Source organism: Fibrobacter intestinalis, assembly GCF_900167415.1.
In the GTDB taxonomy this organism is placed as follows: Bacteria; Fibrobacterota; Fibrobacteria; order Fibrobacterales; family Fibrobacteraceae; genus Hallerella; species Hallerella intestinalis.
Window position 1 is genome coordinate 1 of the sequence record NZ_FUWU01000076.1, and the last position, 10,881, is coordinate 10,881.

General features: G+C 49.0%; 8 protein-coding genes, 1 pseudogene and 1 riboswitch. Of the genes and pseudogenes, 4 read left to right on the top strand and 5 right to left on the bottom strand.

Features of this window, described 5'->3' with window-relative positions; translation table 11 throughout:
- Positions 1 to 88 precede the first annotated feature (88 nt).
- Positions 89 to 1,513 carry a hypothetical protein gene (locus tag B5D40_RS13895; RefSeq protein WP_143394488.1) on the bottom strand — a complete coding sequence of 475 codons (1,425 nt, stop codon included), beginning with the start codon at positions 1,511 to 1,513 and terminating at the stop codon, positions 89 to 91.
- 54 nt (positions 1,514 to 1,567) lie between these two features.
- On the opposite strand from B5D40_RS13895, the gene B5D40_RS13900 reads away from it, so the two are divergent.
- Positions 1,568 to 3,427 carry an ABC-F family ATP-binding cassette domain-containing protein gene (locus B5D40_RS13900; RefSeq protein ID WP_078777399.1) on the top strand — a complete coding sequence of 620 codons (1,860 nt, stop codon included), beginning with the start codon at positions 1,568 to 1,570 and terminating at the stop codon, positions 3,425 to 3,427.
- Positions 3,428 to 3,451: 24 nt separating this feature from the next.
- On the opposite strand, the gene thiM is transcribed toward B5D40_RS13900, so the two are convergent.
- The 3 genes from thiM to B5D40_RS13915 all read right to left on the bottom strand — a co-directional run bounded on the left by thiM (position 3,452) and on the right by B5D40_RS13915 (position 9,124).
- Positions 3,452 to 4,273 carry a hydroxyethylthiazole kinase gene (thiM, locus tag B5D40_RS13905; RefSeq protein ID WP_078777400.1) on the bottom strand — a complete coding sequence of 274 codons (822 nt, stop codon included), beginning with the start codon at positions 4,271 to 4,273 and terminating at the stop codon, positions 3,452 to 3,454.
- Positions 4,266 to 4,371: riboswitch (TPP riboswitch) on the bottom strand. It overlaps the preceding gene by 8 nt.
- Positions 4,372 to 4,677: 306 nt before the next feature.
- Positions 4,678 to 8,829: a fibro-slime domain-containing protein gene (locus B5D40_RS13910; RefSeq protein WP_233134314.1), complete on the bottom strand. Its 4,152-nt coding sequence runs from the start codon at positions 8,827 to 8,829 to the stop codon at positions 4,678 to 4,680.
- Positions 8,830 to 8,866: 37 nt separating this feature from the next.
- Entirely contained in the window at positions 8,867 to 9,124 is a 258-nt protein-coding gene (locus B5D40_RS13915) for a hypothetical protein (protein ID WP_078777401.1), read from the bottom strand.
- Between the two features lie 81 nt (positions 9,125 to 9,205).
- Here B5D40_RS13915 and B5D40_RS15760 point away from each other — a divergent pair, with 81 nt between their 5' ends.
- The 3 genes from B5D40_RS15760 to B5D40_RS13925 all read left to right on the top strand — a co-directional run bounded on the left by B5D40_RS15760 (position 9,206) and on the right by B5D40_RS13925 (position 10,657).
- Positions 9,206 to 9,376 carry a hypothetical protein gene (locus tag B5D40_RS15760; protein WP_158222173.1) on the top strand — a complete coding sequence of 57 codons (171 nt, stop codon included), beginning with the start codon at positions 9,206 to 9,208 and terminating at the stop codon, positions 9,374 to 9,376.
- 138 nt (positions 9,377 to 9,514) lie between these two features.
- Positions 9,515 to 9,805, top strand: coding sequence for a hypothetical protein (locus B5D40_RS13920; protein WP_078777402.1), 291 nt, complete (start codon positions 9,515 to 9,517; stop codon positions 9,803 to 9,805).
- Positions 9,806 to 9,883: 78 nt separating this feature from the next.
- The gene (locus B5D40_RS13925) at positions 9,884 to 10,657 is read left to right on the top strand and encodes a prolipoprotein diacylglyceryl transferase (RefSeq protein ID WP_078777403.1); all 774 of its coding nucleotides are present in this window, start codon (positions 9,884 to 9,886) and stop codon (positions 10,655 to 10,657) included.
- Here the strand turns inward: B5D40_RS13925 and B5D40_RS16190 are convergent.
- Positions 10,636 to 10,881: pseudogene (locus tag B5D40_RS16190) on the bottom strand (hypothetical protein); the annotation flags it as partial. The gene B5D40_RS13925 and the pseudogene B5D40_RS16190 overlap by 22 nt on opposite strands.

Consider the following 10,881-nt stretch of genomic DNA (forward strand, 5'->3'; position numbering starts at 1 on the left):
ATACTGTTTTTGCCTTCTGTGGAACGGAATGAACAAAAAATGCGAACGTCCTTATCTTGCGTTCGCAAAGTGACTTTTTAAGGGCTGACTACATATATACGAACTGAACATTAGCGGCATCTCTCAACCAGACTTTTCCGTTTTTCGCATGCACGGATTCCAATGTGGAACGCGCTCCGATATTTACCGCCGAGCCGTTTAAATTCCCCTCAGAAGCAACCCGGCAGCCGCGCAAGCCCAAAAAGCAAATGGAACCGTCGTTCAATGCAAAATATCTGCGCGCATAAAATGTAAAGTCTCCCGGAACATCTTCGACCGCATTTATTTTTTTCGAATACGGATCCGACTCTCCAAGATTCGGTTCGTAAATTCCGTTTCCATTTTTATCTTCATCGCCATCTTTAACGCCATCGTTGTCGGAATCGGCATCCTTTTCCGGGCGAAGCAAGTCGCCGTCCGCATCCACGATGTCGGCCATTTGAAAACGCCTTCCCTCATTCGCGTCTATTGGGTTCCGTATCGTATAAGAATAGATTTCATTAAAATCCGAAATACCATCGTCATCGGAATCCCAATCGTGGACATCCGTATGAAAACGATACGCCTCGTCAAAATCAACAACTCCATCGCCGTCCGAATCCTTATTTACAGGATAGAGCTGCTCCGTCGTTTTGAATTTCGTGGGAATTTCGTAGGAAATTGCCGTGGCCGCAATCGTATTTATCGGGGCATAGATGACGTTTCCAAAATTATCCACATTGGCCACACGGATAAGCGTGCCCCCTTGTGCATCCGTCGCAAGGCCGACTACTAAAGCAAAATGTCCGCCATCCCACTTGACAAAAGATATGGGAATCGGTTTCCCTTTACGCAATTGTTCCCGATAATATTCAAACGACACGTCGGTTTGAAGTTTTGCATTGTTGTCGTCAAAAATAAAATCGACGAAAAATCTTACCACATCGTCGCCCACGCCGGAAGCCGTCCCTTTTTCAAATATATTGTTTATGGAATCTTTCTCCGGTGCATTTGGCTCGCTTCCTTTTTGGAAAACCTTCCCCCAAAAAACAATCTCGTCCTGCGTTATCGCATTCGATTTACCCGTCCATAGTGTCCCGTAAAAATAGGCATATAAATTGTACACGGCAATTGCCCAGCACCGACCCATAAGCAAATTTCTGTCGTCGCTCATTTTTGTTCCGCCCAAATGTCCTTCCACGGTTCGTTCGGTCCATTCATAATAGTCCGCAATAGCTCCCAAATCCGTATTGAGCATTCTGGAATCCTTGATTGCGCCATATACAAAATTTCCCGTCAACGCACCACCTTCAAGGTTTGTGTTCTTCGTGATTTGAGAAATGTCTATTTCCAGTACGCCACCGCTTTCGGCATCCCTCATCGGTGCGACAACAATTCTATCAGACGTTTTAAATCCATCTAAAGAGACGTAATCCCAACGACTTTCCTGCGCAAAGAGCGGCACAAACAAAAAAGCAAGCAACAACGTTTTCATATTACGAACCTTTCCAAATTTAACATTCCAACGCAATTTTCTATCTTTGCCCACGTGATTCAAATTCAAAATATTACCAAATCTTTCGGGATTCAAGAACTTTTTAAGGACGCGAGCTTTTTGGTCGGGCCGCGGGAACGCGTTGGCATTGTCGGGCGCAACGGCAGCGGCAAATCGACTTTGTTCAAAATGATTCTCGGCGAAGAATCCTTGGACGGCGGAAAAATCGACATTCCCAAGAATTATACCCTCGGCTACTTGAAACAGCATATCGCGTTTTCGCACAAAACCGTACACGAAGAAGCCTGTTCCGTTCTGCAAAAAAACGAAGACGGATGGATGGACACGCACCAGGTGGAATCGATTTTGTTCGGTTTGGGATTCGATGCGGAATCCTTGCAAAAAGATCCGATGCTTCTTTCCGGCGGTTTCCAGATTCGGCTGAACCTCGCTAAAGTTCTAGCGAGCGAACCGAACATGCTTTTGCTCGACGAACCGACAAACTACCTGGACATTATTTCGACACGCTGGCTCACGCGTTTTCTGCGCGGATGGAAAGGCGAAGTGCTGCTGATTACGCACGACCGCAATTTTATGGACAGCGTCTGCACACACGTCGTCGGCATTTACCGCAAGAAATTCCGCAAAATCCAAGGAACTGTAGCCAAATTCAAAGAGACCGTAGCGATTGAAGAAGAAATGGCGCAACGCACGCAGGAAAACGAAGCGCACAAGCGCGAGCAGCTGGAGCGCGTTATCGAGCGATTCCGTTTTAAGGCGAGCAAAGCGGCAATGGTGCAGTCAAAAATCAAAGCGGTAGAAAAACTGGGAACGATAACCCGCCCGGAGCACGAACGCAATCTGGAATTTTCGTTCAACGAAGCGGGTTTTCCCGGCAAGCGCATGATGCAAATCAAGGATTTGCGTTTTCACTTTGACGGCGGTCCCGACCTCATCCAGAATTTGTCCGCGGAAATTTTCAAGGGCGATCGCATTGCGATTATCGGGCCGAACGGTCGCGGAAAAACGACCCTTTTGAATTTGATTGCCAACGAACTCAAACCCGTCAGCGGCGAAGTCGTCTGGAATCCGAACGTGCAGCTGAACTATTTCGGGCAGACGAATATCAACCGCTTGGACTTGACGAAAACCGTCGAAGAGGAATTGCAGTCAGCCATCACCAGCGCCGAACGGGGGAAAGCCCGCAGCCTTGCCGGCCTGATGATGTTCAGCGGGGACGCCGCGCTCAAAAAAATCAACGTCCTTTCCGGCGGAGAACGCAGCCGTGTCCTTTTGGGAAAAATCCTCGCGACGCCCTGCAACCTGCTTTTGCTGGACGAACCGACGAACCACTTGGACATGGAAAGCATCGAAAGCCTGATCGACGCGTTGGAAGATTATCAGGGAACGGCGATTGTCGTTTCGCACGACGAAGAACTCCTTCACGCCTTTGCGAATAAGCTCATTGTATTTGACGGCGGGCGCAGTTTTGTTTTTGAAGGCAATTACGCCAGTTTCCTGGATAAAATCGGCTGGCAAGAAGAGCGGGGCGAAAACGTTTCCAAAGTTTCCGTAGAAAAAAGCAACGGGGGATCTGCAAAGGCGGATATCCCTACTCCCAAAAGCAAGGAAAGCCGACAGGCCCGAGCCGCCTATATCGAAGAGCGGGCAAAGATTATCCGCCCACTGGAAAAAGAAATTCAAAGACTCGAAGCGGACATCCAAAAGTCCGAAGAATCGGCAAAAAAAATCGAAGCCGATCTGCTTGCCGCTTCCGAAAAAGCGGACGGCGCACAAATCGCCAAGCTGGCTACAGCTCTCAATGCAGAAAAAGTAAAGGGCGAAGAATTGTTCGCCCAGTGGGAAGAAACTTCTTTACGCTTGGAAGAAGCCAAAGAGAAGTATCCTCTATGACTTAAAACCGTTTTAAAAGTGAGCCTAACGGATTTTTGCCCGCTTTAAAATCGTTTCCGCTTGAAGCTGGGAAAGGGCGTCGATTAAAGAAACTCGAAAGCTTCCCGTTCCTTTGTCCGCTGATCTTTCAAAAGCGATTTCTCCGGCAATTCCCATGGAAGAAACTCCCGCCAACGCCGCGACGAACATATCATCCGAAGCACCTGCGTATGCGCCCGTAATCGCCGAAGTCATGCAGCCCGAGCCTGTCACCTTGGAAAGCAGAGCGACACCGTTATCGACTTTTGCCAAGCGGAGTCCGTCACTCACAAAATCCGTCTTGCCGGTAACCACGACAGAGCAATTTCTTTCTTTCGCTACTTTTTGGCAAATCGCCTGAGCATCATTTGCCGAGTCGCCTTCCGAAACATCGACTCCCTTCGTCGAAGCCGAAACGCCAGCGACAAAAGAAATTTCCGAAAGGTTCCCGCGCAAAATGGAAATTTTCAATTCCTGCAAAAGACGTTCCGTCGTCTTGTTGCGAAAAGCCGAAGCTCCCGCACCGACCGGGTCAAAAACAATCGGAATATTCTTTTCGTTCGCCGCACGCCCCGCGGCAATCATCGACTCAACCGTTCGGGCATTCAACGTGCCAATGTTTATCACCAACGCCGAAGAAATGGACGCGATATTTGCCGCTTCTTCTATCGCATCCGCCATGATCGGCGAAGCTCCAATGGCAAGTGTCGCATTCGCCACGTCGTTCACCGTCACATAATTGGTGATGTTGTGAACGAGGGGACATTTTTCTCGCATCGCTGTATTCAATTTGGCAAATGCTTGCAGATAAGACTTGGTGTCTTCCATTATAACTCCTTTTTCGCTGGCATTACCCAGTTCAAGTTCGCGGGTCGAAAATCACATTTTCCTCTCAGCCGGTTGCACCAGCTCCCCGGGGGATTGTTCAGGCTTTCCGTTTGTAAAAAGCCGACGCAAATATAGAAAATGACCGGCGATTAAGAGCTTCTTTATTTGGGGAACTTATACACAAGATTTGCTCGTAATCGATTCGCGCAAGTTAGTGGTTCGTGTGCTTCGATTAGTTCGACAAGCTCACAAACCAAAACTCAGGAACCGCCTGCCGAAGGGCAGGGACCGGTTGAGAGTTGGAACTGAAAACTAATAACTGAATTCCCCTTGCGAAAAAGAAAACACCCGCTTTGAAAAAATTTTCATTGCGGGCATTTTGCGGAGAATTGTATAGAGTTTCTTTATTTTTCGGTCTTTCGACGAATGCCCCAGCTGCGCGTCACTTCTTTCTTTTGCGCATCGCCACCCAGAACGCCGATTTTCAAATCGAGCTTGGTGATGTAGGCTCCCGTAGAAACCAAGCGTCCTTTATTGCTGCGCATATTCCAAGCCAAATAGATGTAACCCGGATTTTGCGTGCAGTCGCCGCCAAAAATTTCGTCCGTGCAAAGAAGTTTTCCCTTTGCCGCATTCACATACACTCCCAAATTCGTGTAGAATGTCGCGTCGTATTTGACGTAGAGGCTTTCGGGGCTTGTTCCTGTCGATGCCGCCAGTTCGCCCAAGTCATAACGAATCAGGAATCCGGGCAGCCCGACTTCTTTTTCCACACGTTCATAAGCGGAACCCAAAGCGACTTTGCGCGGAATGATCGTCTCCGCCTTTTCATACTCCGCAAGCTGTTCCGGGTCGGCTTCAAAAAGCTTCGCCGAAATAATATCGATGTATTGTTCGCCGACGATGCGAACCCAGCGGTTATTTTCCGCCGCCGCATTATTCGACAAGTCTTTTATTACCCCCGGAGCGAAGCGAATGCTGTCCCCCACGGAAGGAAGCGTCCCGTTTTTATTTGAATAGAAAACTTCATAGCGGGCGGTTTTCCGCGAGCCGGAAACCGGGAAAATATTCTGCGAACTTTCCAAGCCGTTTCTCCACGCTTTGAATTCAAAGATCGAATCCAACTCGAAGCTGTTCGAATCCACCGCTTCGCTAAAAACAATCGCCAGCTGGTAAATGTTTTCGCTTTTCGGGGTCACTATCGCATTGGTTATCACAGGTCCAATCCGGTCGTGAATCTTTCCAGAGACCCGGAAGTCCAACGTGTCCGTGGCTCCTGTCAAAGTGTCCGTCACCGCCTTGCGGAAAAGGCTAGAATAGCTTCCCGCATAAACCGATTTAGAAGTGTTTCCCGTAAAGAGGAACGACAGCAGAGAATCCTTTTCAAAAACCAGAAGCGAATCCCGGTAACGATGCTTTTCCACGCTAGCGCGATCATTGCCGTGCCATGTCGAATCCCCAAACAGCCACGCAACCGAATCGGGCACATTGTCATCCACAATCGGCTCTCCGTAAGAAAGCACAAGACTGTCAGCGATACCGTCTCCATTGCGGTCGCGCATATAGCCGCCATTCGGAACAGGGACGGGCGGTTTTTCCAGCTGGATGTTCGACCACGTCAAAATGTTTTCATAGGCGGGTCCCAAAAGCTGAAAGCTACCGTCCACGACCGCAGCCGTCCCCATCACATACAGCAAAGCGCGTCCGCCGACAATTTTCACGGAATCCACAAAGCCGCCCGCTTCATCGGAAAGCACCAAAGAATCCGGAGTCAAAAAAGCCAGAGTTCCGTCACAACCGCTATCGCAAAGAGCGCCCATGTAATAAGCCATCACGCGGACTGGGTAGGGAATAAACGCATACTGTCCCAAGCGAACGGAATCCGGGCTGATTTCATTCCACAGCGAATCGGCAAAGACCAGCGTCGGCAACGGATACTCCGGCACCGAGAAATGAATCGAAGAAGCCTGAGACAGATCCGATTCCAAAAAGAAGAATAGCGTGTAAGAACCCGGAGGCAACGTCCTGGATCGCACAATCGCCGCCGTATCGATGGAGAATCCCGCCATCGTTTCCGAAACCAGAATGCCGCCGTAATTCAAACCGGGAACCAGCGTGTCTCCGTCATCGGGCAATCCCTGTCCCATTAAAATGAACAACGACGGTGCAGGAATCGTATCCACTTTCGCTACGCTGGATACATCGCAGCTCAACGATTTATCGACAAGCATCTGCCAGATTTCGTATGAAATCGTGCCGTCCTTGGTCGGGATTTCAACAGGATAGTAGGTTTTTTCCGTTTCCAGATTGATGGAAGTGCGCATTTTAAAGTTGGAACCGGTCGCATTGCGCTCCGAGAAGAAAATGCGGAAAGGATAGGTTTCGCCTTCAATCAATCCCAGCGAATCCAAATCGACTGCGCCTTCGACAGGGCTGTGACAACCGCCGATATCGACCACCAGCCGATTGTTGATGAACACCCACACATCGTCGTCGCCGCGGAATTCAAAATACTGCCCCTTCACATATTGGAACTGCGCCGAAATTTTCATCGAAAAGCTGTAATTGTGTTTGCAACCTTGCACGTCCCAATCGAATTTCGGATTCTTCACCGTCTTCGCCGAATCCAAGTATTCAAAATCGTCCAGCGGATAGAATCCCGGATTCACCGGGTCGTTGCAGCTGCCCGCTTCCGTAATGTCCGCAAGCCAAAAGCCTTCTTCATCCAAAGCCAAATCGATGTCCCGGCAAGTCGCATTCGTATATTTGTTTCCCGCCGCATCCGTCGCCAGCGTTTCGGGAACAAACCACCTTTCAATTTCATGCGCCGCCGCACACTGTCCCCACGGATAAAGCAAGGAATCCATCCGGGCAGGCAGACCGTCCACCAGCGTGTCCCGCACCATCCCGCGGACGTGCCCCTGGCATTTCTGGTTCGTTACGAGGGTTCCCGTCGAATCCATATAGGTCACCGACGTATAAGCGTTGCCGTCGTAAATCCCGCCGAAATCCACATCAACGTCATTCGGATGCGATTCCCCCGCCCAGTCGATAAGCATCGCCGAAATTTTCATCGTCGGGCAAATTCCCAAGCGTCCCGGAAACTCGGAATAAATCTGCGGCTTGCTAGCGCTCGTCGGATAAGGCAAAACCCACGCCATATCGGAAACGGCAAATACCGAATCCAGCGAAATCGGATCGCCTTCTTTAAGCCCATTCGCCGTATAGCGTTCAAAACCAAAAGTCTGCTTGAAGAGCACGCTCCAATCCGTCACGTGCTTGTAATAAGAAGCTTGGTACCAGCCGCAGGTATCCTTCGAGAAAGGACCCATTTTCACCGTATCGCTACCGACAAGAAGGGACGGCGTCATGTTGTCCCACGGACTCATCACCCGCACAATTTTCCGTTCCAGCGGCGCAAAGGAAATGTCCAATTGCCCGTTCACGCTTGTCGAAGTAAAAAGCCACGCTTCGTAAACACCCGTCGGGAAAAACTGCGAAATCGCCGGTTTCTCGAAATCCTTAAAATACACGACCTGCGGCCATTCGTTTTGCAGCCGATACAAATTCACCGTCGCCCCGGAAGAAACCCACTCCGCTTTTGAAGTCACCGAAGTCGGGAATTCGTAATGCCACCAATACGGATACTCGCCCGTCGAATCCATCGCCGTCGGATTGTTCAAAATGTTGTTGCCCACCGAAATAAAGAGCGGCTTGTCGCGGAAACTGGTATTCGTCCGCCACGGATGATAAACGTGAAGCACTCTCGTCGAATCAAAACATTCGCCCAGCGAACCCATTTGAGCGGAAACCGTCAAATCGCCCAGCGTTCCATCCACATAAACCGTGTCATTTGCCGAAAGCGCCTGCGACAAATCCAAAGTCCCCTCTGCAGGAGCCGTCAAATAAGAAGCATGCATCCGTTCAAAATACGCCGTTTTCAAAACGTTCGACTTCAACATCGCCGGCGTAATCGCCCCATAAAACCATCCGCACTGACTCGCATCATCCACGGCAAAGCGCATCATCACGGAATCCGCACCAAAAATCATCCGAGGAAGCGCCTTATTGCCCCAAGGGCTTTTGAACCAGACGATTTTAGAACCGGGCGCAATAAAACTTTTCGTGTAGCCGCCGTCCGCATCCGTCCAAAGCCAGATCTCCGCATCGCTCCCGAAAGTCGAAGACATCTTGAATGCGTACGCATTACCCCCGGCATCCTTCCACGGGACGCAATTGTTGTTATTGTAATTCCAATCCGAAGAATCCGGACACGCCTTCACATCAAAGCTCTGCCAATCCTGAAAATCGCCAATGGACTTGTCCCATGTATAAACAAACCAGCCATCGCCTTCAGAGGCCATTTTCGTCACCGATGTCGTTCCAAAGTCGGGATTATAACTCGTCGTCCCGCCCAAAATATGCAACTGATACGACGCTTTCGCCGCATCATTTCGCCACGGAAATTGAATATGAATCGTCAAAGCCGCCTGCGACGCCGAAATCAGGCACAGCAAGGCAACGCAAAATAAGCGATGCAAACGCATCCTGCCCATAAACACTCCTTTTCAAACACTCGCACCAAAAATAAATTTATTCGCCTATGCGCTCTGTAAATAATTGCAAAACCTTCCGGATTGAAGAAAGGCCGCCCCTCTTTGCCATTTTTTCGGGCGTTGCGGCAAAATGCTTCGCCCTTTGCCGCCGCTCCCTGGCGTTATCGGCGGGAAAAAGCAAAAACGTCCCGCCCATCCGCCGTCCGTTCAGCCAAATTTCATGAAATTTGTCCGAACCCATCCGGGCTGCGGTCGCTAACGCAAAATTCGACACTCCAATCCCCCGCAAAATCATCCTCTCAAAAAATTAAGATTAACTCTTGACAATCTTTTTTTTTTGTTACATTACATAAAATAACTGAACAAAGAGGTTCCAATGAAAAAAATTCCCATCCTCCTTCTTGCCCTATTCATCTCCGGCTTTTTCATCGCCTGCAAATCGGATGAAGAAAGATGTCGAGATGGCGACCTAAACGCCTGTTCTAAAGTTTTAGTCAAAAAAGGCGTCAAAGCCGTCGAAGGCTTAAAAAATGAACTCCGCTTTTAACAGAAGGAGTCCCATATATGAAGAAAATCTTTATCTCTGCTCTGATTCTGACCTTCGCTGCGTTTTTTGCGCGGTATTGGTTCAACGCCAAAAAAGAACTTTCCATTTCCAAAAACAATACTCATTAGGAGAAAAAACATGGCTGTAGCCTCCCTTGTCCTCAGCATCCTAGCCCTCATTTTAGCTTTTAGCCTCGTCTATGGATGGCTTGGTTTAATTTTGGGCATTCTAGCAATTATTTTTGCCGTCCTCGGGAAGAAATCGCTAGAAAACCAAAACAAATCTACAGGTGTCGCCACCGCAGGTCTTGTTATGGGAATCATCGCAACCGCTATTTGCGGAATCACATGGGGATACTGTGTTATATGCGCCGCCACCACAGCAGGAACGGCAGGAGCTGCTGCAAGTGCTTTGGGATCCATTTTGTAGACGCCTTTCTTATTCCTTTAACCAGTTAAGAACCTTAACTGTTTTTTTTATTCCCCATCTTCCAAAAATTGATCGTTCATGCATCCCTTCCTTCCCATTCTCGGCTTAAACATTCCTTCTTATGGGATGTGCATTGTTTTCGGCATCATTTTGGCATCCCTCTGGGTAAAATTCGATCCGCGTTGGAACGGCATCGACTTTGATTTCTTCATCCTGATTTCTGCCTGCATTTTTGGCACAGGCTTTTTAGGGGCAAAAATCGATTTTATCCTCGTCTCCTTTCCCTTTTCTTTTCAGGTGTTCCTTTCTTCTTTTAGCGCGCCCGGAGGCTTCGTCTTCTACGGCGGACTTTTGGGTGGTGCACTTGGTTATTTAATCGGGATCAAAATATCCCGCCAGCGGAATGCGGATTATATCAAAATTTATGCAGTACTGATTCCGTTTTGCCATGCATTCGGGCGTATCGGGTGCTATCTTGCCGGTTGCTGCTACGGGAAACCTTACAGCGGATTCCTTGCGATTCCTTCTGAAAATGTAGCGTTTGGGAGGCCAGAAGACATTTCTTATTTTCCCATTCAGCTGGTCGAAGCCACATTGCTTTTCGCCATTTCCGCATTCATCTATTTTTTTACATCGAAATACCAGCAAAGCCGCATGGCGAACTCCGCAGCAAAGAACGCCAACCCGTTTTTCATCTACCTTTTTCTCTATTCGCTAATCCGCTTTATCCTGGAATTTTTCCGGGGCGATTCCGTCCGCGGGCTTCTTTCCTGCGGGCTGTCCATTTCGCAAGCCGTCAGCCTAATACTATTTAGTCAGCCCTTAAAAAGTCACTTTGCGAACGCAAGATAAGGACGTTCGCATTTTTTGTTCATTCCGTTCCACAGAAGGCAAAAACAGTATAGCCATTCCAACAGGGCAAAAAAGCGCCTCATGGCCCTCTTGAAGTTGAACGCCGCCGCAGCAAGCTTTGCATTGAGCATGTCGCCAAAGATTCCCTTGTAGAAATTTCTGCCCATACGGTGGTCGCTTTTCAGGTGGCCGTTGATAGGCTCGATGCCAGCCCTCTTGCAAAA